21 protein-coding genes and 3 rRNA genes are annotated in these 26768 nt (G+C 45.1%); 11 read left to right on the forward strand and 13 right to left on the reverse strand.

The annotated features are described in order from the left end of the window. Nucleotides 1-7 precede the first annotated feature (7 nt). Genes rsmB through def form a run of 3 tightly spaced genes read right to left on the reverse strand, consistent with a single transcriptional unit; the run spans nucleotide 8 to nucleotide 2798 of the window. On the reverse strand, nucleotides 8-1327 hold the full coding sequence (rsmB, locus tag OZ660_RS00100) for a 16S rRNA (cytosine(967)-C(5))-methyltransferase RsmB (protein ID WP_274742144.1): 1320 nt from the start codon (nucleotides 1325-1327) through the stop codon (nucleotides 8-10). Next, nucleotides 1324-2280 (reverse strand): methionyl-tRNA formyltransferase, encoded by a 957-nt coding sequence (fmt, locus tag OZ660_RS00105; protein ID WP_274742145.1) that lies wholly within the window; start codon nucleotides 2278-2280, stop codon nucleotides 1324-1326. Before fmt ends, rsmB begins: the two co-directional genes overlap by 4 nt. A gap of 8 nt (nucleotides 2281-2288) precedes the next feature. Then, nucleotides 2289-2798 carry a peptide deformylase gene (gene def / locus OZ660_RS00110; protein WP_202263046.1) on the reverse strand — a complete coding sequence of 170 codons (510 nt, stop codon included), beginning with the start codon at nucleotides 2796-2798 and terminating at the stop codon, nucleotides 2289-2291. Between the two features lie 186 nt (nucleotides 2799-2984). Here def and OZ660_RS00115 point away from each other — a divergent pair, with 186 nt between their 5' ends. From OZ660_RS00115 to OZ660_RS00145, 7 genes are all read left to right on the forward strand, one after another. Further along, complete coding sequence (locus OZ660_RS00115) at nucleotides 2985-4088, forward strand: LysM peptidoglycan-binding domain-containing protein (RefSeq protein ID WP_274742146.1); 1104 nt, start codon at nucleotides 2985-2987, stop codon at nucleotides 4086-4088. 37 nt (nucleotides 4089-4125) lie between these two features. After that, nucleotides 4126-5229 (forward strand): DNA-processing protein DprA, encoded by a 1104-nt coding sequence (gene dprA / locus OZ660_RS00120; RefSeq protein ID WP_274742147.1) that lies wholly within the window; start codon nucleotides 4126-4128, stop codon nucleotides 5227-5229. A 1-nt stretch (nucleotide 5230) separates the two neighbouring features. Next, on the forward strand, nucleotides 5231-5707 hold the full coding sequence (locus OZ660_RS00125) for a DUF494 family protein (RefSeq protein WP_014947732.1): 477 nt from the start codon (nucleotides 5231-5233) through the stop codon (nucleotides 5705-5707). Between the two features lie 71 nt (nucleotides 5708-5778). After that, nucleotides 5779-6321, forward strand: coding sequence for a DNA topoisomerase family protein (locus tag OZ660_RS00130; protein WP_274742148.1), 543 nt, complete (start codon nucleotides 5779-5781; stop codon nucleotides 6319-6321). A 23-nt stretch (nucleotides 6322-6344) separates the two neighbouring features. Further along, nucleotides 6345-6944: a Sua5/YciO/YrdC/YwlC family protein gene (locus OZ660_RS00135; RefSeq protein WP_274742149.1), complete on the forward strand. Its 600-nt coding sequence runs from the start codon at nucleotides 6345-6347 to the stop codon at nucleotides 6942-6944. Further along, the gene (gene hemF, locus OZ660_RS00140) at nucleotides 6941-7873 is read left to right on the forward strand and encodes an oxygen-dependent coproporphyrinogen oxidase (RefSeq protein ID WP_202263050.1); all 933 of its coding nucleotides are present in this window, start codon (nucleotides 6941-6943) and stop codon (nucleotides 7871-7873) included. The genes OZ660_RS00135 and hemF overlap by 4 nt, the downstream gene beginning before the upstream one ends. Nucleotides 7874-8065: 192 nt before the next feature. Beyond that, a complete protein-coding gene (locus tag OZ660_RS00145) occupies nucleotides 8066-8740 on the forward strand; it encodes an OmpW family outer membrane protein (protein WP_274742150.1) in 675 nt (224 codons plus the stop codon). A gap of 91 nt (nucleotides 8741-8831) precedes the next feature. Here the strand turns inward: OZ660_RS00145 and OZ660_RS00150 are convergent, their stop codons facing one another. After that, the gene (locus tag OZ660_RS00150) at nucleotides 8832-9260 is read right to left on the reverse strand and encodes a group II truncated hemoglobin (RefSeq protein WP_274742151.1); all 429 of its coding nucleotides are present in this window, start codon (nucleotides 9258-9260) and stop codon (nucleotides 8832-8834) included. Between OZ660_RS00150 and aroE the strand changes: the two genes are divergently transcribed. Beyond that, complete coding sequence (aroE, locus tag OZ660_RS00155) at nucleotides 9259-10083, forward strand: shikimate dehydrogenase (RefSeq protein ID WP_274742152.1); 825 nt, start codon at nucleotides 9259-9261, stop codon at nucleotides 10081-10083. The two genes, OZ660_RS00150 and aroE, sit on opposite strands and share 2 nt — an antisense overlap. A gap of 85 nt (nucleotides 10084-10168) precedes the next feature. On the opposite strand, the gene OZ660_RS00160 is transcribed toward aroE, so the two are convergent. Beyond that, nucleotides 10169-10702, reverse strand: a complete 534-nt coding sequence (locus OZ660_RS00160; protein ID WP_274742153.1) for a gamma carbonic anhydrase family protein — start codon at nucleotides 10700-10702, stop codon at nucleotides 10169-10171. A gap of 625 nt (nucleotides 10703-11327) precedes the next feature. On the opposite strand from OZ660_RS00160, the gene OZ660_RS00165 reads away from it, so the two are divergent. From OZ660_RS00165 to rrf, 3 genes are all read left to right on the forward strand, one after another. Further along, nucleotides 11328-12860: ribosomal RNA gene (locus OZ660_RS00165) — 16S ribosomal RNA — on the forward strand. A 273-nt stretch (nucleotides 12861-13133) separates the two neighbouring features. Continuing rightward, nucleotides 13134-16009: ribosomal RNA gene (locus OZ660_RS00170) — 23S ribosomal RNA — on the forward strand. A gap of 134 nt (nucleotides 16010-16143) precedes the next feature. After that, nucleotides 16144-16259: ribosomal RNA gene (gene rrf / locus OZ660_RS00175) — 5S ribosomal RNA — on the forward strand. The 16S, 23S and 5S rRNA genes sit together here, the layout of an rRNA operon. A gap of 98 nt (nucleotides 16260-16357) precedes the next feature. On the opposite strand, the gene OZ660_RS00180 is transcribed toward rrf, so the two are convergent. The 8 genes from OZ660_RS00180 to OZ660_RS00215 form a co-directional block, all read right to left on the reverse strand. After that, nucleotides 16358-17212, reverse strand: coding sequence for a DUF2785 domain-containing protein (locus tag OZ660_RS00180; RefSeq protein ID WP_274742154.1), 855 nt, complete (start codon nucleotides 17210-17212; stop codon nucleotides 16358-16360). A gap of 93 nt (nucleotides 17213-17305) precedes the next feature. Beyond that, a complete protein-coding gene (locus OZ660_RS00185; RefSeq protein ID WP_274742155.1) occupies nucleotides 17306-18133 on the reverse strand; it encodes a transporter substrate-binding domain-containing protein in 828 nt (275 codons plus the stop codon). After that, the gene (locus OZ660_RS00190) at nucleotides 18114-18917 is read right to left on the reverse strand and encodes a transporter substrate-binding domain-containing protein (protein WP_232369643.1); all 804 of its coding nucleotides are present in this window, start codon (nucleotides 18915-18917) and stop codon (nucleotides 18114-18116) included. The genes OZ660_RS00185 and OZ660_RS00190 overlap by 20 nt, the downstream gene beginning before the upstream one ends. Nucleotides 18918-18995: 78 nt before the next feature. Further along, entirely contained in the window at nucleotides 18996-22070 is a 3075-nt protein-coding gene (locus OZ660_RS00195; RefSeq protein WP_274742156.1) for an error-prone DNA polymerase, read from the reverse strand. A 30-nt stretch (nucleotides 22071-22100) separates the two neighbouring features. After that, nucleotides 22101-23543: a Y-family DNA polymerase gene (locus tag OZ660_RS00200; RefSeq protein ID WP_274742157.1), complete on the reverse strand. Its 1443-nt coding sequence runs from the start codon at nucleotides 23541-23543 to the stop codon at nucleotides 22101-22103. Between the two features lie 2 nt (nucleotides 23544-23545). Next, a complete protein-coding gene (gene imuA / locus OZ660_RS00205) occupies nucleotides 23546-24235 on the reverse strand; it encodes a translesion DNA synthesis-associated protein ImuA (protein WP_202263058.1) in 690 nt (229 codons plus the stop codon). A gap of 237 nt (nucleotides 24236-24472) precedes the next feature. Then, nucleotides 24473-24982 carry a hypothetical protein gene (locus OZ660_RS00210; RefSeq protein WP_274742158.1) on the reverse strand — a complete coding sequence of 170 codons (510 nt, stop codon included), beginning with the start codon at nucleotides 24980-24982 and terminating at the stop codon, nucleotides 24473-24475. Nucleotides 24983-24984: 2 nt separating this feature from the next. After that, the gene (locus tag OZ660_RS00215; protein WP_274742159.1) at nucleotides 24985-26736 is read right to left on the reverse strand and encodes a DUF885 domain-containing protein; all 1752 of its coding nucleotides are present in this window, start codon (nucleotides 26734-26736) and stop codon (nucleotides 24985-24987) included. Between the last annotated feature and the right edge of the window lie 32 nt (nucleotides 26737-26768).

Here is a 26768-nt window from a genome sequence, read left to right on the forward strand (position 1 = left end):
GCACATCTTATGCTTTTGACTTTACCAGTCTCGCATAATAGAAACCATCCATTTGTTGCTCACCCGGTAAAATTTGGCGACCTGGATTCTCTGGGGTTTCCGTCTTTAACAACGGCGCTAACGTTGCATCAGAGGTGTCTTTAAGGAACTGCTGAATTTGAAGCTTATTCTCTTGTGGCAATATAGAGCAAGTGGCGTATAGCAGGGTGCCACCTGGTTTCAATAAGCCCCATAATGCGTCGAGTATCTTACGCTGTAACTGTGCCAGATTGGCAATATCGGTCGACATTCTCAACCAGCGTATATCTGGATGCCTGCGGATTACACCAGTGGCAGAGCAGGGAGCGTCAAGTAAGATTCGATCAAACAATTGTCCATCCCACCACTGTGACGGTTGAGCAGCGTCGCCTTGCTTTATATCAACGCTATGCTTAAGGCGTGTCATATTTTCTTCTACACGCTTTAATCTGTCGCCATCGGCATCAAGTGCCAACAGATAACCCACATCGGGCGTAAGTTCAGCAATGTGGCCTGTTTTGCCGCCTGGCGCGGCGCAACAGTCTAAAATACGTTCGTGAGGTTGTGCTTGTAAGTAGTGCGCGGCTAGTTGGGCAGCGCCGTCTTGTACTGCAAAGTGACCTTTATCGAACCCCGGCAGCGCGGTAATATCTTCACGCTTTGTCAAGATTAATGCGTCAGGGTGGTGGTCGCTTAGCGTGTACTTCACCTCTGCGTTATCAAGAGCTGCGCGAAAGTCACTTAATGAGGTTTGCTGTCGATTAACACGCAGCCATATAGGTGCCATTGCATTTGTTGCCATGCGCACGGCGTCAGCATCTGCGCCATATGCACTATCAATCGCTTTGTATAGCCACTTAGGGAGTCCACTTTCAATAATGGGGTTCTCTATGGGCTTGCTAGCTAGTTTTTCACGCTCAAAATTACGCAAAACAGCATTCACTAAACCTTTAAGTCCTGCACCACCTAAATAGGAGGCCGCGGCCACCGTTTCACCTACAGCAGCGTGTTGGCTAACGCGGGTAAAGTTAAGTTGATATAACCCGAGTAAAATAAGGTGTTCAATAATCTTCTTGTTGCCTTTAAGCGGACGGTCTAACAAAGTCCTTAGCCAGTGCTGTAATACAGGCAATTGTCGCATAACGCCTAATGACATTTCTTGTAGCCATGCGTTATCGCGAATATTGTGTCTGCGCTGCACGCGTTCGAGACACTCTCGAGATGATTTACCCTGTTCTAAAATTTGATAAATAACCCACGCACAGTCTGCGCGTAGGTTTTTTTGTTTGGGAAGGGGGAATGGCTTCACTCTGTTGTCACTTGTGTAAGATTGCGACCGATTTCAAACCAGGTTTGTCGTGCGTTGATAACATCAGCTGCTGGCAATGCTTTTTTACCAGGTATTTGCAGACTGGTAATACGCAGTGCTCCTTTTCCTGTGGCAATGGTTATGCCTTCTTTATTAGCACTGACAATGGTGCCAGGTGAAACAGCTTTATCCAATGCTACAACGTCACCAGACCATACTTTGACATTGTGTTCGTCAATTTTCATCCAGGCGACAGGCCACGGATTGAATGCGCGAATATTACGTTCAATCTGTGCAGCATCGTCATGCCAATTAATAAGAGCTTCTTCCTTAGAAAGTTTCTTCGCATAGGTGGCCAATGCATCATCTTGTTTTTCTGGCGAGTAGCTATCGAAGTTATCGAGTACATCGACAAGCGCTTTAGGGCCCAGTGCGGCAAGCTTATCGTATAACGTTGCGCTGGTATCACTGCTTTCTATGGGGAGTGTAGCGATGTGAAGCATATCGCCAGTGTCTAAACCTTCATCCATCTGCATGATTGTGACACCAGTTTCACTATCGCCCGCCCAAATGGAACGCTGGATAGGGGCTGCACCACGCCACTTTGGCAAAATTGAGCCGTGCACATTAATGCAGCCTAACTTAGGCGCGTTAAGTACCGCTGTCGGCAATAATAAACCATAGGCCACCACTACCATTATGTCAGCGTCTATGGCAGCAAGTTCTTGCTGGGCTGCATCTTGTTTTAACGAAGCAGGCTGATAAACGGGAATGTTGTGCTCTTCACCCAATACCTTGACGGGACTTGCAGTGAGCTTTTTGCCGCGTCCGGCTGGACGGTCTGGCTGCGTATAAACAGCAACAACATCGTGTTTGCTATCTAATAACGCCGCTAAGTGCTTAGCGGCAAAATCCGGCGTACCGGCAAAAATAACTTTCAATGGCGTTGTCACAAGTGTCCTTACGCTTTAGCGGCTAAACGTGCTTCTTTTTCAAGCTTCTTACGAATGCGTTGGCGCTTTAAAGGAGACAGGTAATCAATAAAAAGCTTACCCTTTAGGTGGTCTAATTCGTGCTGAATACAAATGGCGAGTAAGCCCTCTGCATCAAGCTCGAATGTTTCTCCGTCTGCATCAAGTGCTTTAACGGTAATTGACTCTGCGCGTTCTACTTTGGCGTAATTGCCTGGTACAGATAAACAGCCCTCTTCGCTGATAGTCACCCCATCTTTGCGAATAATTTCAGGGTTAATGAATACGCGTGGCTCGCTTTGATCTTCTGATACATCCATGACTACAACTTGTACGTGACGATCGACTTGCGTCGCCGCTAGGCCAATACCATTTTCATCTTTCATGGTTTCAAACATGTCAGATACGAGCTGCTTAATTTCGTCATTCACTTCTTCGACCGGCTTAGCTACCGTACGAAGACGTTCATCAGGAAAACTTAATACGTCTAAAATTGCCATTTCTCGCTTACTTCACCTTTTCGCTGTATAAATTCATATACGATCTAATTGCCAGCACACTTTACAGTGCCTATTAAGTTACTATTCTAACGTATATCACGTGCTTTCGTGCAGTTTTTTGCCGAATGCCTATAACAATACGTATAGATGCCGATATAGTGCTATTGTCTGAAAAAGCAACAATGTATGGCAGTGAATATTTTGCAGGTGGTTAATTTGAAAAAGCGATTAAACAACTCTTGTCGAATGATTATTTTAGCCATATGCGCGATGCTGTCTTTACCCGCGTTGTCATTGCAGCTAAAAGAAAGTGCGCCACAGACGTACACAGTGAAAAAAGGTGATACCTTGTGGGGTATTGCGAATGTGTTTCTTGACCAACCGTGGTTGTGGCCAGAATTATGGCGAACCAATACTCAAATCAACAACCCTCACCTTATTTACCCTGGTGATGTCATCACAGTGGGCTTTGTAGACGGTGAGCCAGTATTGACGCTACAGCGTGAAAAGCCTTCTTTGCGACTTTCCCCACAAACGAATAAACGCGTTAAGCCATCGCCGATTGATGTATTGGCATGGGAAGCCATTGCTCCATTTATCAGACAGCATACATTTCTTGATGAAGGCAACTACGAAATTCTGCCCAAACTGCTGGGCAATCAAGATGGTAATGTTCGTTTCGCCTCTGATGATTTCGTTTTAGGTCAGACGCAGTTCAGTACCAACAGTCAGTATCAAGTAGTAAGAAAGCAAGATACGATCAAAAACTTACAAGGTGAAATACTCGGTGTTCAGGTCACTCACATTTCTACTGCGTCAGTTATTCCTGAAGGACAGACTGAAAATGCCATGCTGCTGCATATTGACGATGCCAATCAAGAGGCAAAGCGCGGTGACAAACTTCTGGAAGGCGGTTTTGAATACCCAGATAGCTTAACGCTCATGCCTGCCACATCACAGCGTGGCAGAGTAGTAGGCGACCTCCATGATCACGACCTACTAGGTAAGTATGACGTTGTTATTATTGATCTAGGTACGGCAGATGTTGTTCCAGGAACAGTGATGGGGTTGTATGTTCAAGGACCTGCAATTATTGACGACGAAGAGCCTCGTTACGTTAATGAGCCCGGCGTGAGTGGCGGCGGTGAATGGTTTATGGATACCGTTTCGCAGCCAGCGATGAAAGTTGGCGAAGTCATCATATTTAAAACGTTTGATACGGCCAGCTATGGTTTGATTACACGGGCAAGCAAAGGGGTAACCAAGGGCTTTATAGCCGCTAACCCGTAATCAAGTTACAGGCATTGCCGTAATGTTAGGAGCGGCAGTGCAATCAATATTACTTTCTTCTCAAGAGCAAGCCTGGCTTCATATGGCCTCTGCTCAGCGTGTTGCTAGCAAGCAATGGCTAGAGGCACTTGATCATTATCAATGCTCAGCGTTAGCACTGCTTACCGATTTACCTAATGTGTCGGTTGAGTTAGATGAGCTAAAAGCGGCTATAGCACCTGGATTAGTAGAAAAAGCGATTAATTGGGCCTGCAGTAATCCTGCGCACCATTTAGTTTATTTTGGTTCTTCTTTTTATCCTGATGCACTTAAACAACTAGTCAGTCCACCTTTGGTACTTTTTGTTATTGGTGAGCCTGAGCTACTAAAAAAACCGCAAGTGGCTATTGTGGGAAGCCGTAGAGCGAGTAATGCAGGAAAAACTACTGCTCAAGAGTTTGCTCAGGGGCTCTCTGCCGTTGGAATAACGGTAACAAGTGGTTTAGCAACAGGCATAGACAGTGCTGCTCATCGCGGCGGGCTAACGGGAAATGGGCGTACCATTGCCGTAATGGGAACAGGGCCAGATGTAATATATCCGTCAAAGAATAAAGCACTTGCACATAGTATTGTTGATGCTGGGGGCGCTATTATTTCTGAATTCTTCCCCGGACAAGGCCCTAAGCCATGGCACTTTCCTAGACGAAATAGGATTATTGCCGCACTAAGTATGGGCACTGTGGTGGTAGAAGCAAAAATAAAGAGTGGTACCTTGATAACTGCTAATTTGGCCGCAGATCTAGGTAAAGAGGTATTTGCGGTGCCAGGAAGCATTTTCCACGCTTACACCGAAGGTTGCCATTGGTTAATCCAACAGGGGGCCAAATTAGTAACTAAAGTAAATGATATTTTCGATGAATTCGCGATTGAGCCTCAGCAGTTGAGCTTAGGCGTAGACGTCGAAAAACAAAAAAGTGAAGTGAATAGCTTGGCAACCGATAAATTATTAGCTAGTGTGGATTATGACATCACCGCTATTGATGTTATAGCCCAGCGCAATGCTGTTACTGTCGATAAAGTAATGGCGTCATTATTAGAATATGAATTGCGTGGTTTAGTAGCCGCTGTCCCTGGGGGCTACGTTAAATTGAGGGGAAAATAACATGTTCGATATCCTCATGTATCTGTTCGAAAACTTCATACATAGTGAAACTGAAATTCGCGTCGACCAAGACGAGTTGACCGAAGAGCTTGTGCGCGCAGGGTTTCATCATGATGAAATTTACAAAGCCCTCGCATGGCTAGAGAAACTGGCTGCATTACAAGAAACGGATATAAAGCCTTATTTTTGTAAAGGCATTAGTACCAGTTTGAGCCGTATCTACACCCATGAAGAACAAATGCGTTTAGACGTAGAATGTCGCGGTTTTCTGATGTTTTTAGAGCAAGTAAATGTGCTTGATGCATCAACTCGTGAGATGGTGATCGACCGTGTAATGGAAATCGACTCTAACGAATTCTGTCTGGAAGATTTGAAATGGGTTGTGCTAATGGTGCTATTTAACGTGCCGGGTAAAGAGAAAGCCTACGCGCAAATGGAAGATTTACTGTTCGAAGAGCCTGATGGCGTATTGCATTAAATTAAAATCTGCCATCGCGCTTTTTGTGTTTAACTAAGTGCGCTGCCAATGGTAGTGCGCTTAAGGTTCTTATGTCGAAAATAGACCATTCTTTGTTCTCCGCTCACGAGCATGCACTAGAGGATAACTTTGGTGATTGTCCTGATTGTGGTAAACCGCTGCATATTAAAAATAGTAAATCGGGTCCGTTTATTGGCTGCACGGGGTATCCAGATTGTCACTTTAGCAAACCGCTTCACGATAAACAAACCACGCTTTTAAAAACACTGGATGGTGTGCCTTGCCCGGAATGTAAAGGGGCATTGGCTATAAAGAAAGGGCGGTTTGGTATGTTTATTGGCTGTACCAACTTTCCTGATTGCCACTACATTGCTCCAATTAAACAACAAGAAGACACGCTTGTTGACTGCCCCAAATGTAAGAAAGGGCATTTAATATCGCGTACCAACAAGTATGGAAAACAGTTTTTTGCATGTAACCATTATCCCCAATGTCGTTATGTGCTAAATTTCACGCCTGTGAACGAAGCCTGTCCACAATGTGGATGGGGAGTGTTGATTGATAAAAAAGGGCAAGTTCAATGCCCACAACCTTCCTGTGGCTTTAAGAAATAACCTGCGCGAAAGCTGAGAAGAACATGTCTGAATTCCACAATGGGAATGCAATTGGCTCTGCATCGGATGATGTGAAAGAAAGCGACCCGATTGTCGCTGCCTTCAACGAAGGAAAATTACTGGTTTATCCCACAGAAGCGGTCATGGGTATAGGGTGCGACCCTGATAATGAAACTGCTGTAAACGCATTATTGGAACTTAAGCAACGTCCAGTAGAAAAGGGCGTTATCTTAATTGCAGCCAATTACAGTCAGCTTTTACCTTACGTCAATGATAATGCGATTAGGCCAGACAGACGCACTGATATTTTTTCTAGTTGGCCTGGCCCTAATACGTGGTTGCTACCAAAATCGGCAACTGCACCGCAGTGGATTACTGGGCAGCATGACAAAATAGCCGTTAGGGTAACCAATCACCCAGTGGTTGTGGCACTTTGCACAAAATTAGGTAAACCTCTGGTGTCAACCAGTGCCAATCTCACAGGACATCCTCCCGCCATAACACTAGAGCAAGCTAAAGCTGTGTTTGCAGATTCCGTGACATATGTTGAGGGCGAAGTTGGCGGTGCTACAAAACCCAGTGTAATAAGAGATGGCGATACAGCAGAGGTAATACGCCCATGATATCAACAGAGTTACTAGACGGAAAAAACGCAGAAGATGTTATTGCACAGGTAAAAGCTTATCTACTCAACTTGCAAGATACTATTTGCCAAACATTAGAGCTTGCCGACGGAAAAGGCCAGTTTGTCGAAGATAGCTGGCAGCGTGAAGAGGGAGGCGGCGGTCGCTCGCGTGTACTTAAAAACGGTGCGGTTATCGAGCAAGGCGGCGTCAATTTTTCACATGTCTTTGGTAGTCAAATGCCTGCATCCGCAACGGCAAACCGACCAGAGCTAGCAGGCCGTAATTTCCAAGCGATGGGGGTGTCTCTCGTTATTCATCCACATAACCCTTACATTCCCACTTCACATGCAAACGTACGCTTTTTTATTGCAGAAAAAGAGGGAGAGGCACCTATTTGGTGGTTTGGTGGTGGTTTTGACCTAACGCCCTTTTATCCATTTAAAGAAGATGTTGTGCATTGGCATGATACAGCTAAGAAACTCTGCAAGCCGTTTGGTGAAGAGGTCTATCCAAAATACAAAAAGTGGTGTGACGATTACTTTTATCTGAAGCATCGAAATGAAACGCGTGGTGTTGGCGGTCTTTTCTTTGATGATCTCAATGAGTGGGGATTCGATCAATCATTTGCGTTTATGCAAGCAGTGGGTAATGGCTATATTGATGCCTATGTCCCTATCGTGGAACGCAGAAAACAAACGCCTTACGGCGAACGGGAGCGTGACTTTCAGCTGTATCGTCGTGGCCGCTACGTAGAGTTTAACTTGGTGTTTGATAGAGGCACTTTGTTTGGTTTGCAAACTGGTGGTAGGACAGAGTCAATTCTTATGTCGATGCCGCCGCTGGCGCGATGGGAGTATTGTTATACACCTGCACCAGGTAGTGCAGAAGCCAAACTTGTCGATTGGCTTAAACCTACACAGTGGTAACTCGCGCGATAATGGTTAACCAATATGCCAGAAACGCCGCAACATAATCATTGCGGCGTTTCTTTTTGATCTATATCAACTTGTATTAGTGTCAGTGTTTCAGTTACTTATGAACTTTGCGCTGGATCAACATTTCACTTCATCAAAAGCGTACAGTGGCGTCATCTTATTTAAACACACGAGAGACACACCATGCGTAAACACACTCTTTCAGCAATTTGCCTTACACTCGCAGCACTTTCTCCACTAGCTAGCGCTCACCAGCAAGGTGACTGGGTTGTGCGCGGCGGCCTAACTACCGTTGCCCCAGATGAGTCATCATCAAATATCATTGCTGGTGGTACTGATCTAGGTGTTGCATTAACGGTTGATAACAATACGCAACTTGGTATTAATGTGGCGTACTTCCTAACAGACAACATCAACCTCGAGTTGTTAGCTGCTACACCTTTCAAACACGATGTAAACTTCTCTGTTTCCGATCCGTTGGGTACGGGTACTCAATTGGGTGAAGTAACACATTTGCCACCATCGTTAACAGCAAACTACTACTTTAACGATGCTAACTCGCCGTTTCAGCCATATGTTGGAGCTGGTGTAAACTATACAATTTTCTTTGACGAAGAGTTTACAGGGGCTAACAGCGATGCTGGCCTTAGCGACTTATCACTAGACAATTCATTTGGACTTACAGCACAAGTTGGAATGGACTACATTGTAGATAAAAAATGGCACGTGAATGCCTCAGTACGTTTCATCGATATTGATACCGACGCAACATTTAAAGTAGGTGATGCTGATGGCGTTGTGAGCGATATTGAAATCGACCCTTGGGTTTACACTATTTCAGTGGGCTATACGTTCTAGTATCTAATCGCACTACTTATGCGCCATAAAGAGCGTGGACAGTAACAGGGGACTTGCGCGCCAAGAGAGTTATTCTCGACAGCGCGCTTTTTTATTTGCTATTAATCATATGCTCTGCAAGTTGATCTAGCGCTTGCAGCAATTGTTGAGCAAGTGCCATATCGTCGACGGTCTGAAACATCGCCTTGCGCATACAATACATCCATTGGTCTTTAAGCACAGGTGTCACAGTAAAGGGTAAGTGTCTGGCACGAAGGCGCGGATGGCCAAACTGTTGCTGAAAGTCATCGGGACCGCCTAACCACAGGCTCAAGTACAAAAAGAATACATGTCGAATTCTGTCGAGTGGTTGTGGATGAATAGCCAATAGTTCTTTAGCCATAGGATCGGTTTCCATAATGTCATAGAACGTATTGGAAAGTGCTCTTACTTTCTCTTCTCCACCTATTCGATAATATGGTGTACTCTTTTTAACATCTTCGCTTTTCTGTTTTGTTTTAAATAAGTCTCGTATTCCCATGAAAAAATTCGCTGTATTCGGAAATCCTATAGCCCAGAGTTTATCACCAACTATTCATCAAATGTTTGCACAACAGGTAGGCGAAGAGATTTCTTATGAGAAAATTCTGGCGCCTGAAGATGGTTTTGTCGATGCAGCGTCAGCATTTCTAGCCCAAGATGCTGCAATTGGATGCAATGTTACTATGCCGTTCAAATTAGACGCCTATAACTTTGCTCAGGTTGAAGACGCTGCCGCGAATGATGCAAAGGCCGTAAATACTCTGATGAAGACAGCGGATGGAAAGGTTAATGGTTTTAATACCGACGGTATTGGTTTAGTGAATGATTTACTTAATAACGGTGTAGTACTAAAAGATAAACACGTTTTACTGCTAGGTGCGGGTGGTGCGGCACGAGGTGTTATCTCTCCGTTATTTGAGGCCGGTATCGCGAAACTTACTATTGCTAATAGAACGCTAAGCCGTGCAGAGCAGGTGGCCAGTGAAAGTCAGTACAATGAAATAGCGGTAATGACGCTTGAGGACGTAGCGTCGATAACACCAAACGTGATCATTAATTCTACTGCAGCAAGTTTAAACGGCGAACTTCCATGCAATATAAATGCGGCGTCCTTAAGTGAGTGTGAAGCGGTGTATGACATGGTTTATAAAAATTCACCAACACTTTTTATGCAAGAAGCGACAAAATTGGGAGTAGCGCAAAGTCTAGATGGGTTAGGTATGTTAGTTGAACAGGCCGCAGCAGCATTTACCATCTGGACAGGCAAAAAACCAAATACTGCCCAGGTAGTAGATAAAGTAAGAGAACTAATAAAGCGCTAGTGGCACGGCTCTGTGTCGGGACTTAGCCCAGCAGCGCCACTTATTAAAGGCTTTCATAGGCAAATAGCGTCCTGAATGTAGAGGATTAGGCGTCTTCTAAATATTCGTCTTTTAAATTAACGTAGTTAATCGCCGACTGTTTTAGAAAGGCCATTTCGCTTTCTTTTAGAGGACGTTTCTTTTGCATTGGGTTGCCTACATAAAGGTACCCACTTTCAAGACGCTTATTGGGAGGGACTAATGTACCCGCACCGATGAACACATCATCTTCTACAATAACGCCGTCCATAATAATAGCGCCCATACCAACCAGTATCCGACTGCCAAGCTCACAACCGTGAAGCATGCATTTATGACCTACCGTCACATCTTCACCAATAATTAATGGAAAGCCTTCGGGGTTTTGTGATGATTTACGAGTAACGTGCAGCACGCTACCGTCTTGTACATTACTACGGGCACCTATTCTGATTTTGTTTACATCGCCTCTTGCCGCAACAAGGGGCCAAATGCTTGCGTCATCGCCTAATACTACATCACCTGCAATCACAGCTGACGGATCGACATAGCAGTTAGCACCAAGAGATGGGGTTATCGATTTATAGGTACGTAGGGTCAAAGTATGATTCCTTTTCTATTGATACTTTATTCGTTCTACTATTTTAGGTATCGAAAAATGAATGAGTAATAGTAATGACAATTACTTTACCACGCCAATTGCGTTATTTAAGAATACAGGTGTACTTAATCTCTATATGTTTATTACAAACAAAGGAGAGCATGATTAGGTGATAATAAATAGCGTAGATCGCTAGATGGTCCATAGTGAAACGATAAAATAGTCTGTTTGCTGAGCGAAGTGGGGCTTTATTGAGCAAACAAACGCAATATGACACTTTTTTTAAAATAAGTGTTGACGTGGGCGCTCAATTCCCTAAAATGCGCATCCGCTTCGGGGGGAAAGCAAAACAGCAAGCCTCTTGAAGTAAGTCTCTACTACCTACATAGGCCAGTAAAGACGGGAGTTTAGAAGAAACGCTTCAGAAAATAAATTTTCAAAAAGTGTTGACAACGAAAACTTCCAGCGTATAATGCGCACCTCACTCGAACAGGGTGAGTCACTAAGAAGCAAAGCTTCTAGTGAATTGCGACGAAGTCGCAACGTTCTTTAAAAATTTAGACAAGACAATCTGTGTGGGCACTCGTTAAGAGTGTCACAACGACGATTCATATTTCGATATATTTAATTGAAGAGTTTGATCATGGCTCAGATTGAACGCTGGCGGCAGGCCTAACACATGCAAGTCGAACGGTAACATTTCTAGCTTGCTAGAAGATGACGAGTGGCGGACGGGTGAGTAATGCTTGGGAACTTGCCTTTGCGAGGGGGATAACAGTTGGAAACGACTGCTAATACCGCATAATGTCTTCGGACCAAACGGGGCTTCGGCTCCGGCGCAAAGAGAGGCCCAAGTGAGATTAGCTAGTTGGTGAGGTAAAGGCTCACCAAGGCGACGATCTCTAGCTGTTCTGAGAGGAAGATCAGCCACACTGGGACTGAGACACGGCCCAGACTCCTACGGGAGGCAGCAGTGGGGAATATTGCACAATGGGGGAAACCCTGATGCAGCCATGCCGCGTGTGTGAAGAAGGCCTTCGGGTTGTAAAGCACTTTCAGTTGTGAGGAAAAGTTAGTAGTTAATACCTGCTAGCCGTGACGTTAACAACAGAAGAAGCACCGGCTAACTCCGTGCCAGCAGCCGCGGTAATACGGAGGGTGCGAGCGTTAATCGGAATTACTGGGCGTAAAGCGCACGCAGGCGGTTTGTTAAGCTAGATGTGAAAGCCCCGGGCTCAACCTGGGATGGTCATTTAGAACTGGCAGACTAGAGTCTTGGAGAGGGGAGTGGAATTCCAGGTGTAGCGGTGAAATGCGTAGATATCTGGAGGAACATCAGTGGCGAAGGCGACTCCCTGGCCAAAGACTGACGCTCATGTGCGAAAGTGTGGGTAGCGAACAGGATTAGATACCCTGGTAGTCCACACCGTAAACGCTGTCTACTAGCTGTGTGTGATTTTAAATCGTGCGTAGCGAAGCTAACGCGCTAAGTAGACCGCCTGGGGAGTACGGCCGCAAGGTTAAAACTCAAATGAATTGACGGGGGCCCGCACAAGCGGTGGAGCATGTGGTTTAATTCGATGCAACGCGAAGAACCTTACCTACACTTGACATGCAGAGAACTTTCCAGAGATGGATTGGTGCCTTCGGGAACTCTGACACAGGTGCTGCATGGCTGTCGTCAGCTCGTGTCGTGAGATGTTGGGTTAAGTCCCGCAACGAGCGCAACCCTTGTCCTTAGTTGCCAGCATTAAGTTGGGCACTCTAAGGAGACTGCCGGTGACAAACCGGAGGAAGGTGGGGACGACGTCAAGTCATCATGGCCCTTACGTGTAGGGCTACACACGTGCTACAATGGCATTTACAGAGGGAAGCGAGACAGTGATGTGGAGCGGACCCCTTAAAGAATGTCGTAGTCCGGATTGGAGTCTGCAACTCGACTCCATGAAGTCGGAATCGCTAGTAATCGCAGGTCAGAATACTGCGGTGAATACGTTCCCGGGCCTTGTACACACCGCCCGTCACACCATGGGAGTGGGATGCAAAAGAAGTAGTTAGTCTAACCTTCGGGAGGACGATTACCACTTTGTGTTTCATGACTGGGGTGAAGTCGTAACAAGGTAACCCTAGGGGAACCTGGGGTTGGATCACCTCCTTACCATTACGTCGATAGACGCCTTGATGCAGTGCCTACACAGATAGTCTTGTTTTTATTGAACAAAACTTATGTTCTTTAACAATTTGGAAAGCTGATATTAATAGTAATCAATCAAAATTGAGTAACTGAGAAATCGAAAGATGACTTTTTACTCTACTTGACTGAATTGCTTGTTATCAATCGATGATTTGATAGCAAGGCAATTCTTCCGATTAGCTTGTCATTCATGCGACATAACTTAGACAGAAGTCAAAAGGCTGTTTGGGGTTGTATGGTTAAGTGACGAAGCGTATACGGTGGATGCCTTGGCAGTTAGAGGCGATGAAGGACGTGTAAGTCTGCGAAAAGCTGTGGTGAGCCGACAAAATGCATTTGAGCCACAGATGTCCGAATGGGGAAACCCACCTATTTATAGGTATCGTTGCATGAATACATAGTGTAACGAGGCGAACGAGGGGAACTGAAACATCTAAGTACCCTTAGGAAAAGAAATCAACCGAGATTCCCCTAGTAGCGGCGAGCGAACGGGGAGCAGCCCTTAAGCTGTTTAGAATTTAGTGGAATCCTTTGGGAAGAGGAGCGATACAAGGTGATAGCCCTGTACACGACGGATTCTTTACAGTGAAATCGAGTAGGTCGGGACACGTGTTATCTTGACTGAATATGGGGGGACCATCCTCCAAGGCTAAATACTCCTAACTGACCGATAGTGAACCAGTACCGTGAGGGAAAGGCGAAAAGAACCCCTGTGAGGGGAGTGAAATAGAACCTGAAACCGTATACGTACAAGCAGTGGGAGCCCTTCGGGGTGACTGCGTACCTTTTGTATAATGGGTCAGCGACTTATATTTAGTAGCAAGGTTAAGTGAATAACGGAGCCGTAGCGAAAGCGAGTGTTAACTGCGCGTTTAGTTGCTAGGTATAGACCCGAAACCCGGTGATCTAGCCATGGGCAGGTTGAAGGTTGAGTAACATCAACTGGAGGACCGAACCCACTAACGTTGAAAAGTTAGGGGATGACCTGTGGCTGGGGGTGAAAGGCCAATCAAACCGGGAGATAGCTGGTTCTCCCCGAAATCTATTTTTAGGTAGAGCCTCGGACGAATTCCATTGGGGGTAGAGCACTGTTAAGGCTAGGGGGTCATCCCGACTTACCAACCCTTTGCAAACTCCGAATACCAATGAGAACTATCCGGGAGACACACGGCGGGTGCTAACGTCCGTCGTGGAGAGGGAAACAACCCAGACCGCCAGCTAAGGTCCCAAAATATTGCTAAGTGGGAAACGATGTGGGAAGGCATAGACAGCTAGGAGGTTGGCTTAGAAGCAGCCACCCTTTAAAGAAAGCGTAATAGCTCACTAGTCGAGTCGGCCTGCGCGGAAGATGTAACGGGGCTAAGCAATATACCGAAGCTGCGGCAGCATGTTTACATGCTGGGTAGGGGAGCGTTGTGTAAGTGGATGAAGGTGAGTTGTAAAGCTTGCTGGACATATCACAAGTGCGAATGCTGACATGAGTAACGATAATGGGAGTGAAAAACTCCCACGCCGGAAGACCAAGGTTTCCTGTCCCATGCTAATCAGGGCAGGGTAAGTCGGCCCCTAAGGCGAGGCAGAAATGCGTAGTCGATGGGAAACGGGTTAATATTCCCGTACTTATATAATCAGTGATGGAGGGACGGAGAAGGCTAGGCAAGCTTGGCGTTGGTTGTCCAAGTGAAAGCGAGTAGGCCGAGAACTTAGGTAAATCCGGGTTCTTAAAGCTGAGACGCGAGACGAACTACTACGGTAGTGAAGTTGTTGATGCCCTGCTTCCAGGAAAAGCTTCTAAACTTATGATTATGTGAACCGTACCCCAAACCGACACAGGTGGTCAGGTAGAGAATACTAAGGCGCTTGAGAGAACTCGGGTGAAGGAACTCGGCAAAATTGTACCGTAACTTCGGGAGAAGGTACGCCCCTGTTTGTGAACGCCTTGCGCGGTAAGCAGATGGGGGCCGCAGTGACCAGGTGGCTGGGACTGTTTATTAAAAACACAGCACTCTGCAAACTCGTAAGAGGACGTATAGGGTGTGACACCTGCCCGGTGCCGGAAGGTTAATTGATGGGGTTAGCGTATGCGAAGCTCTTGATCGAAGCCCCGGTAAACGGCGGCCGTAACTATAACGGTCCTAAGGTAGCGAAATTCCTTGTCGGGTAAGTTCCGACCTGCACGAATGGTGTAACCATGGCCACGCTGTCTCCACCCGAGACTCAGTGAAATTGAAATCGCAGTGAAGATGCTGTGTACCCGCACCTAGACGGAAAGACCCCGTGAACCTTTACTACAGCTTGGCACTGAACATTGAACCTACATGTGTAGGATAGGTGGGAGGCTTTGAAGCACAGTCGCTAGATTGTGTGGAGCCGTCCTTGAAATACCACCCTTGTATGTTTGATGTTCTAACATTGGTCCCTTATCGGGATTGTGGACAGTGTCTGGTGGGTAGTTTGACTGGGGCGGTCTCCTCCCAAATAGTAACGGAGGAGCACGAAGGTTAGCTAATCACGGTCGGACATCGTGAGGTTAGTGCAATGGCATAAGCTAGCTTAACTGCGAGACAGACACGTCGAGCAGGTACGAAAGTAGGTCATAGTGATCCGGTGGTTCTGTATGGAAGGGCCATCGCTCAACGGATAAAAGGTACTCCGGGGATAACAGGCTGATACCGCCCAAGAGTTCATATCGACGGCGGTGTTTGGCACCTCGATGTCGGCTCATCACATCCTGGGGCTGAAGTCGGTCCCAAGGGTATGGCTGTTCGCCATTTAAAGTGGTACGCGAGCTGGGTTTAGAACGTCGTGAGACAGTTCGGTCCCTATCTGGTGTGGGCGTTGGATGATTGATGGGAGCTGCTCCTAGTACGAGAGGACCGGAGTGGACGAACCGCTGGTGTTCGGGTTGTCATGCCAATGGCATTGCCCGGTAGCTATGTTCGGAACGGATAACCGCTGAAAGCATCTAAGCGGGAAGCCGGCCCAAAGATGAGTCATCCCTGAACTTTAAGTTCTGGAAGGGTTGTTATAGACGATGACGTTGATAGGCAGGGTGTGGAAGCGTTGTAAGGCGTTAAGCTAACCTGTACTAATTGCCCGAGAGGCTTAACCATACAACGCCCAAGAAGCTTTAGGCTTTTGAGTGTTGTAGACAAGCTAAGCTCTGAAAAATGAGCAGAAAGTAGAGTGAAAAGTAGTTACTCACGATTGAATTGATATCCAGTTTTCTAGATTGTTACCAGTTTTTCCTGGCAGCCATAGCGATACGGTACCACCTGACTCCATTCCGAACTCAGAAGTGAAACGTATTAGCGCCGATGGTAGTGTGGGGCTTCCCCATGTGAGAGTAGGACACTGCCAGGTCCTAATTCCGAAAAGCCCTTGTCTAATGACAAGGGCTTTTTTTGTGCCTGTTTGAAAGCATCAAAGAAGTAGCCAACAACTGAGCGTACTGCGCTGCATCACCTAATTGCTTTTAAATGCAAAAGTACTTGTTCATTTATTGCTTTAAGCTTTGGGTTCTGTGCATCGCTTGTCCATAGCAATAACCTGTTAAAAAAGCTTTGGGTATTGTGAAGTGCGGCCAACCCTTCATTGTTACCATAAGCATCCTGCCACGTAGTTTTAGGAGGCTTAGCTGCATCAGCAAGCCACAATTTCCAATACTCTAACGTAAGCGACTCTCTAAGCATGAGATATACAGTAGCTCGCACTAATCTGTCGGGTTCACCGTAATGATAAAAATGTGTTGATGATGGATTAATAGCTTGCTGTATCGCCGTAGACAGTGCTTGAAGAGAATCAGTATCTATAGCATCGTTGAGTGATAGTTGAAGTACTAAATCAGCGGCGTGCGCTACTTGATGAATATACCCAACTCGCTCATCAAATCCAGTGTAATTCTCTACATCGGTTAACGCTTTAATGGCTATGCTAACTAATTTTTCTCGCTCTACTTTACTTAAGAAAGGCGTGATTCTATCAACGCGTGCAACTTCAGCGAGTGCCAAGATAAGAAATGATGTGTGATACGCTTCTTTATTAGGTTTACTAAGTTCGTCTAGCAGTGTTTCGTAAACCCCCCTGACATCTTGTGCTGATAATTCACCACTTCGTAACGTGTTACTGATCTCTGTAAAGGCTATACCATCTCTTACTTTTGGTAGTTCAGAAGCTAAACAACTAATTTTTTCATTTAATGTTAGATTTTGAACGGCGTTATCTTTATCGAGAAAATCTTTAGTAATCGGACACGCCGCATATGCCCCTTGAGAAAGGTAAATACCAGTAGCCATTGCGAGTATTTTAAATTTCATAACGTAGCGCTTTTAAGATTCTTAGTATATCTACACTACGTAATTTAAAAGAAGACTGCTAGCGCGTATCGGCTCAAAAGGGATTAAATGCGTCTATTGTGAGCGCCATATGTCTTCATTATCTATCTTTTGCATCCGCTTGGCTTCTTCAATCACGTCTTGCGTACTGGTAATATGGTATTGCTGCTTTATCTCCTCAATAAGTGTTTTATGTGTACTCAAAAAGGTATTGAACTCTTCGATTAGCGCTGGATGTTTTAAAGATGACAAGCAAAACGCTACTGAATTATGAGGCAAGGTCAAGTCAGCGGTAAAAGGACCTAGTTGCGCAAATCGTTCCTCATAGCGCTTTGCTACGTTGTATTCAACGTCCATTGCGTCAACAGTATCTGACTGAAGATATCGAAGTCCTTGATACACGTTTTCTACTTCGTTTACATTTACTTGTTTAGTGGCGATCAAATCCGTCCATTTAGCAGGTGTAAAGCCTTGTGGTATAGCGAGGCGTTTAATGTGCGACAGTGGACGATTTATATTCTCTGTTTTAACAAGCGTAACGGCAAAACTATCTATCAACGCATTCGAATAAATTTTCCCCATAACGCTGTCAATATGTTTGTTCCAGCGCTGGTTGTCTGGAAAAACAAAATCAAGATTACCTTTGTTTAGTTCAATTTGAAGTCTATTGATGGGCATAACCACATACTCAAAAGTATGTCCGCTTTCCTTAGCAAATGCTTCTAGGATCGCCCAGCCAACTCCCTTATCGTGTGTAGAGGGGAAATTGTAATAGGGGAGATATGCAATGTCTTGTGTACCTACAACAAAGTTATCTGCATGAGTTGTAGGAGGAGTAATTAAATGAATTACAAGGAGAAATAAGCCAACAGTGAATCGATTGCTATTTCCAAACCTCGTCATGGTTTAACCCTTGTTCCTTTAATAGCTGTTTTGATAATTCAGAGTACGGTGTAATGCCGTATTTGCGTCTTATACTATCAATTAATTCAGGGTTTGAGGCAATAAATGCATTGAGTTCTTGTATGATTGCGCTGTGTGAAAGCGTAGATAGTGAAAATGGAATTTCATTATGTGGCAATGTTAAATCAAGGGTAAAAGCATTTGTCGGATAGGCATTGATGCTGGCGTACTGTGTAACAAAGTACTCTAAGTCTAATGCATCCACACGTCCTTGGTAGAGTAAAGCAAATCCTTGTTTTAAATCTTTTACCCATGTGATTTTAGTTTGTTCATTGTCGATGCGTTGCTGCCAGTTAACAGGTGTAAAGCCCAGCGGCATCGCTAAATGTTTTACCCCATCAATGCCTTTCCCTGCATTGTTAGTAGAAACAATGGTACCTGTTAATGCGTAAGTTAGCGGTAGGGAAAAATATTTCTGCTTAGAAGATGTAATGCTGTTGTACCAGCCTTGATTATCGGGATAAACAAAGTCTACATTTCCTTTTAGGAGCTCCATTTGAAGACGGCGAATAGGCATACTGAGATAGATAAACTCGTGCCCTGAAGCTTCAGAAAAAGCTTCCAATATTGCCCATCCTACGCCTTTATCAATTTCCGAGCTAAAGTCGTAGTGAGGAAAGTAGTCCAAATTTTGAGCGCCAACAATAAATTTATCTGCAAGTGCATTCGTGCCTAGCGTGTAACAAAATAGCAGTGTGATAAATCGCTTCAAGAAATTTGTCAAAATACTCCTCAATGCCCCTACTTATCGTGGCGTCCGTTTATTCTTACAAGGTATGCCAGCTCTGTAACGGTGTAAACACTAATGAAAGTCTCGAGAAGGCAAAGTAATGTTTTCAAGCCAAGGTGTTCTATCAATTAGCTTTCCAGCGATAACGTGAATAACACCTTCTTTAGAGCACTCTATTATACCATTCACTTGAAGTAATTTGGCTTTCAAAAACGTTTGCTGTTGTGCTCGCGCAGTCGCTTGCCACACTACAATATTAATGTTGCCCCTATCATCTTCTAACGTAAGAAAAGTAACGCCAGCTGCGGTTCCTGGCGCCTGCCTGCCGGTTACGGCACCTAATACTTTTACCACCGACTTGTTTTTCTTGTGGGTAAGCGTGTCTGACCAACTGATATCGTGCAGTTTGTGTTTTTGCTTAAGCAGTGCAATAGGGTGATTATTTACAGAAAGCCCGGTAGCGGCGTAGTCCTCTAGCAAATTTTCAGCTTCAGAGGGCGGTGCAGTAAGTGTGCTTGATGCTTCTTGATCATCAAAAAGAGGCAGGCTGGTTTGCGTATCCATCATTCGCCAACGTGTTTGGTAGCGATCGCCTGATAATGTGCGTAGTGCATCAGCACTGGCAAGTGCTTCTAACTCGTTGCGCTTTAGACTAAGTTGTTGAACTTGATTGATACTGCTGTAGCCCTTGGCTGGACGTAACTTTACCAGTTCGTGCGCGGCTTCTTCGCTTAACCCTTTTATAAGGGTTAATCCTAGTTGAAGTTGTTTTTCTTGCCCTTTAATAACCAAAGTGTGTTCAACATCTGACTGGTTTACACAAGGTGCAAATACAGTAATGCCATGTCGTTTAGCGTCCTGAACAAGTTGTGAGGGCGAGTAGAAGCCCATAGGCCAGCTGTTAAGTAATGCCACGTAAAACTCCACAGGAAAATAGAACTTTAACCAGCATGATACATAGGCTAATACGGCAAACGAGGCTGAATGAGACTCGGGAAAGCCATACCCTGCAAACCCTTTAATTTGTTCAAACAAGTTATGTGCAAAGGTGCTTTCATAGCCGCGATCTGTCATGCCCTTAATCAGCTTTTCTTTGAACTCAAAAATGCGGCCGTCTTTTTTCCAACTGGCCATGGCACGGCGCAGTTGATCAGCTTCACCCCCACTAAAACCTGCAGCGACCATGGCAAGTTGAATAACTTGCTCTTGAAATATGGGAACGCCCATAGTGCGAGAAAGCACGCCTTCTACCGCTTTAGATGGGTAGGTGATCACTTCATTGCCATGACGCCGAATAAGATAAGGATGCACCATATCACCTTGAATAGGTCCCGGACGAACAATGGCGATTTGCACCACCAAGTCATAGTAACGTCGTGGTTTTAAACGGGGAAGCATAGACATCTGCGCGCGAGATTCAATTTGAAACACACCAACAGTGTCGGCCCTGCAAATCATGTCGAACACTTGTTTGTCATCACCAAGTTTAGTGATAAATGGAATACTCACTTCATGCGGATACTGCTTATTAATAAGCTGAAAAGCACGGCGAATTGCGCTTAGCATACCGAGTGCGAGTACATCGACTTTGAGTAATCCCAAGGTTTCGATATCGTCTTTGTCCCATTGAATAATGGTTCGCGCTTCCATTGCGGCGTTTTCTACCGGTACAAGGTCATATAAAGGCCCGGCACTGATAACAAAGCCTCCCACATGTTGTGATAAGTGCCGAGGTGTACCTAATAGCGCTTCGGTTAGCGTGATGAGTTGACGTACTTTGTTGTCTTCTGGGTTTAACCCAAGGTTTGCAAGCTGCGATTTCCACGGGATAACGCTGTCTCTGCGATTTATTTGTTTGATGACAAAGTCTAGCTGTGACTCGCTAAAACCTAGTGCTTTACCGACGTCTTTGAACGCTGATTTAAAGCGATAGCAAATAACGGTTGCAGCTATTGCGGTACGTTCTCTGCCATACTTTTGGTAAATGTATTGAATAATTTCCTCACGCCGCTGATGCTCAAAATCTACATCTATGTCGGGCGGTTCGTTGCGCTCTTTGGAAATGAAGCGTTCGAAGAGTACGCTAATTTGTCTTGGATCGACGGCAGTAATTTCTAAGCAATAACACACGACAGAATTAGCCGCCGAGCCCCTTCCTTGATACAAAATACCTTGGCGCTTGGCAAACTGTACAATGTCATAAATGGTTAGGAAGAAGTACTCGTATTCCTGCTCTGCAATAAGCGTTAACTCTTTTTCTATAATAGCCCGTATGTCGGGTTTGAGCCCCTCGGGGAAGCGCACTTTTATGCCCGCTTCTACTCGCTCTCGCAAATAAGAGGTTGGCGTGTATCCATCAGGAACTAACTCCGCTGGGTATTGGTAACGTAATTCACTTAAACAAAAGGTAAATAAGCTTGCCAAAGCATTGGTATTAGCTATCCATTTTTCTGGATAAAGTTTTTTTATTTTGTGAGTAGTGCGTAGGCTTCGCTCGGCATTACTCAGCGCCTTCCGGCCAATTTTATGCACGCTGGTGTGTGCGTGCGTTGCGTGCAAAACATGTTGTAGTGGCAGTCTGTCTGCATGGTGCATAAGTACACCGGTACAAGCGATAACAGGGAACGGATAAGTTGCCTGCAGTGTGTTGTAGTGCGCAAATCTATGGTGATCGTGCCCATCAAGTAAACGCTGTGCGCCAATATAGGCGTCTATCGCGGAATGCTTTTGTAACCATTTTGCCCAATATGTGTCATGGGTGTTGTTACCTCGAGGAAGCCATACAAATTTACAGTGCCTAATAGTACGCAGGTCCCATTCGGCCAGCTGATATTCCCCTTTTTCTGAGCGGCGCCTTGCGTTAGTAATAATACGGCATAGCTCGCTGTAGGCAGCTTTATTGGGGCACAATAGAACAAAAGATAAGGAATCATCAAAAACAAAATAACTCCCCACAATAAGCTTGATAGGCAAACGCTGATGTGTAATTTCATCGTACGCGCGCACTACGCCTGCAACTGAGCATTCGTCAGTGATGGCAATAGCGTCATAGCCTAAAAATGAGGCTGTAGTAACCAGTTCACCCGGTGATGAAGCGCCACATAAAAAGCTGTAGTGGCTTTGACAAAAAAGCTCGCTGTATTTCATCGTTCTACTTCATTGCAATACGCACAAGCACTAACAAAAAAGCCCTTGTGCCCACCATTGACTGGCTTCATCTTTAAAAATGAGCATGCGTATGCCTTGTGTTGTTTGAGCAATAAAGTAATCACGTTTATGAGGCATGTCGTGCCACCATTCACTGTGTAGTCTAATAGGGCCAAAACACACGTGAGTAGGCTGGGTAAGGGGTTTGGGCTTTTTAAAGGTTAACGTGGGCGCAATGTCACTGCTGTAGGTATTAAGTGGGGCAGAGGCCTCATTGACTGTCATATACTCAAATTGATGACTATCTGCCGCTTTAGGTTGAAAAGTACTGTCTTCTCCAAGCTTGGCATTTAAACGCCCAATTAATTGCTTTTGCGCAACCTCGTTAAAGCGATTACTGAAAAAGTCGCTGTTGTCGGTGTCGATATCTTCAAATTGATCGCACTTAAGCGAAAGCGCCGTTGCGGGCTCTGGCAATATTACATTTTCTATTTTTAATGTGAGTAAGCTAAGCCAACTATTTACCGATGATTGTGGCATGGCGGCGCGAATGTCTATAACGGTAATCGGCGCTTCTCGAAAATGGATATGCACGTGAATACATGCCGTGTGTAAATTACGCGCGCGCAAATAATGCGACAAGTGTTCAAGTTGCTGTGTAATAAAAGGCACCAGATGCTGCGTGTTTTCAATATCAAAAGGCAGCAGTACCACATCATCAAAATACGCCTGTGGCCTAAATAGTATGACTTTGGGAAAGGTTTCGCCTCGAAGTGCGGTTAAATAAGTGATGGTGCGATTATCAAAACGTCTGCCGAGTTCGTGTACGGGCATGGCCAGCAACTGATGGACGTGTTTAATGCCAACTCTGGTTAATGACTCGACCACCTTAGGGGCTAACTCAGTCAGTAGCAGTGAGCACGATGACAATGCATTTTTGATATCATCGTGTGCGTCTAAATATGTGTTTACCTGGTGCTTTGCCAGTACTTTGGCTGCTTCTATAGTCCAGGCGGTGGCAAAGTGGTAGGTGGTACCAGATAACGACAGTTCCCGAGAAAGTGTCGACCACAGTGCCTTATGCCCCCCGTAATAATGCGTAAGGTTATCTAGCCGTATAGCCAAACCACAATGTTCATCAAGCGCGATATCAGAAGCAAAAGGGTAAAGCCGGTGGGCAAGCTGCGACAGCATAACTCGCTCGTTCTCAGCATCAAAAGGCAGTATATGAATGTGGGGGCATAGGGCTGCGGCTTGTGCAAGCCCATGGTTTACTTCAATGCCCATATTATGCGCAGTCTTATTAACCTGCGTAATACGGTTTGATTTACTGCAATATACCGCAACAGGGTTATCGTTCTCGTTAGGCAGTGTGCCTTTTGCAGTCGTCGCATGGGGCTTTTCGCCATGACCAATAGTCTGCAAGTACGCATCTAACGTCAGTTGATAGCAATGAATATACATCCACAGCATAATTAGCTTACCGAGTGGAGTGCTTGGCCTGTCAGTTTGTTATGTTCCATGGCCCATTTAATAGCGTGATTATCCGGTGTCCAGCGATGATCAATGGCAATACTGTTAACTGGCCAACCATGACGCTGTTTGCGAACATCCACAGACAATTGCTGTGCACGGTGGTGTAATGCGATATCCAGTGATATAGGGAGTGGCTGAGCGAGGACATTTTTATTTAATGCGGTGTACAGTAAACATAGGGCGTCATTGTGCGTAGCCGCTACTTGTAAACGCCTTGCGGCTTTAGCATCAACAGCATTACTCCACAGCACAACACAGTGACACGCGGTGCTTTTTAAACATTGCTCTGCTGCCCATAGGGAGTCTTGTTCGTTTTGTGTGTTAACTACCAACACCTGCTGAAGATCTAGCCCTAATTCTGCTAACCAAGGTGTTTGTAATACACCCGGTGGGTTAATAAATACCACCATTTTATGCGTACGCTGATGGCATAAAACCTGTTTAAATAATGTGAGCTCTCCTACACCAGTGCATGAGGCAATGCGTATAAGGCCTGTAGATGCAACACCACCATTGAGGGCTTTATCAAGACGAGCATACCCAAGCGAAAATTTAGTTTCGCCTTTATGTTGCTCTCGGGCCCGCCATATATGCGGATGCTTGTTAAGCTCTGATAAAGATTCTAGCATGGCACTCAAAATGAACTGTATTTATATACAGTATTATAGTGCAGCAAATACCCTTTTCAAGAAAAACTCGCAGTACCTGTCGTAGTGCTTTTCTAAGTTATTAAAAAGTATGGAAAACAGAAAAATTAAATGTAAGAGAGTTAAGTATTGTGAGTGCAGTATCGAGATTGAGCTATCGATGGATGCTGCCCGCAAAAATTGCAGACAGCATTTATAAAAACGCTGTAAAGGGGGCGATTACGCTTGTGGTGCGTCGCTTTTTTCTGACTTTGTTGTGCCAGAGATAGCAGAGGTGACGGCGTGACAAAAGGCGATAAAACCATCTGACGTATTCTTTGACCATGCCATACGTACATTGCTTGGCAGGCCCTTAACCACTTCTTTCACATCTTCAAGTGTCAATTCTTCGTAGCTTAATGCCTTGTTTAAAGACTCTTCAAACGACAGCCCTTTTTCACAGCAACCCATAACAATGTTAGAAAAGTTTCTCATGAGCATGTGCAGTACATTGTACTGGTTTTGGTCAATAAGGCGGCTCTTAAAAGCACTTTCAATGCGAAGCACTAAGTTCTTTTCCAACAGATCGTTCACCAGCACCAGGTTTCGATAAGCATAGTTAACTTTGTTGTTTGATTGCTTATTAGAATGGCGCAATAGCGCGAGTTCTTTTTGTTGATTCTGCGCGCGAAGCACAAAGTAAATTAACAGCAGGATAAGTAATCCTATAACACTAAATGCAACGATCATGCTTAATTAGCCTTTTGTTCTTCTATAAAGGTATTAATGTGCTGTTCTAAAATAAACAAAGGAACAGAACCGTTCTCTAGCACTGCACGGTGAAACTTACGTACGTCGAAATTCTCACCAAGCGCCGTTTCCGCTTTCTTGCGAAGTGCTTTAATCTTAATTTCGCCAATCTTGTATGACAGCGCTTGTGCAGGCCATGAGATATAGCGGTCTATTTCCGTATTCACATTGTGCTCTGATAATGCCGTATTTTCCATCATGTAATCAACTGCTTGTTGCCGCGTCCAGCCCATCGTGTGCATACCTGTATCGACAACTAAACGGCATGCTCGCCACATCTCATAACTTAAGCGGCCGAAGTCATCATAAGGGTCTTCATAAATGCCGGCTTCAATGCCCAAAAACTCAGAATACAGTCCCCAGCCTTCACCAAACGCTGAAATATACGTATTGCGGCGCACCATAGGTAAATCTTCAAGTTCTGCCGCAAGTGAAATTTGCAAATGGTGACCCGGCACGGCTTCGTGCAACGTGAGTGCAGGTAAAGCGTAAAGCGGACGTTTATCAAGCGCGTACGTATTCACCCAATAATAACCTGGCTGATCATCGCGACTAGGGTGAATATAGCGACCTGTGGTGTACTTAGGTGCAATACTATCTGGAACAGGTGCAACGCCGTATGGCGTTCTAGGTAAGTATTCAAAAAGAGAAGGAAGCTTGGCGTCCATCTTCTTAGCAATAAACGACGCTTCTTTTAATAATTCTTCTGCGCTGGTGGCGTAAAATTGAGGGTCTTCACGCAAAAACGCGATAAAGTCGTTAATGTCCCCCTCAAAAGCAAGTTCGTCCACTATTTGCTGCATCTCGCTGCGTATGCGTTTCACCTCAGCAAGGCCTAAGTTGTGAATGTCCTGCGGGCTCATATCCGTCGTGGTGTAATGTTTGGCTCTATTAGCGTAATACGCGACACCGTCAGGCCAAGTATTGGCAGCAATGTCATCTCTTGCGTTAGGAATATAGTCCTCAACCATAAAGTCGTAAAAGGCTTGGTAGGCGGGTAAAACACGTTCTTTAATGGCGCGTTGACCTTGATTAGTTAAGTTTGTTTTCTCTTCTTCTGAAAAGTACTCAGGAAAGCGTGTGAAAGGCGCGTAAAAACCACTGTCTTCTACTTTGTCCACTAAATAAGAAGAGATGGAATCCTCAAACCCAGCAAGTACCACTTTAGGTTGGGTGTACCCCTCTTTAAGTGCTTGCTTCATATAAGCCATTTGTTGCTCAAAATAGGGGAGAAGGGCGTTTAAGCGGCTAATATACGCATTGTAGTCTTCTACTCGTTTAAACGTAGATAGGTTAGGTAGCGATGCCATTGCACCATGAAAACCATATTCTGAATTGATGGGAACCAGATATGCACGGTAAGTATACTCATCTACATAGTTGGCAAGGCGATATTGCTGCATTAAAAGTGCAATATAGGCGTCTTTAGAAATGGTATCTTGGTTGTATTGCGCTAAAGACTTCTGAAACGCTTGCCACTGCTTATGCTGCGTAGCTAACGCGCTTGGCGAGATATCTGGCAGCAAATGTGCTTGTTCGCTATGACCCTGTCGCGACGCTAGTAAGGGAGAAACAGAAAGCTCGTATTGCCATATTTCATCTAATAGTTGGTACAAGCTTTCATCATTGTTAGGCTTAGCCGACAGATTGATACTGCTTACTAACAGTATTGCTGCTAACACATAGCGATACATAAGGGTCTCCGGTAACCTTTACCGGCTAGACC

The sequence above is a fragment of the Alteromonas sp. 009811495 genome (assembly GCF_028865455.1).
In the GTDB taxonomy this organism is placed as follows: domain Bacteria; phylum Pseudomonadota; class Gammaproteobacteria; order Enterobacterales; family Alteromonadaceae; genus Alteromonas.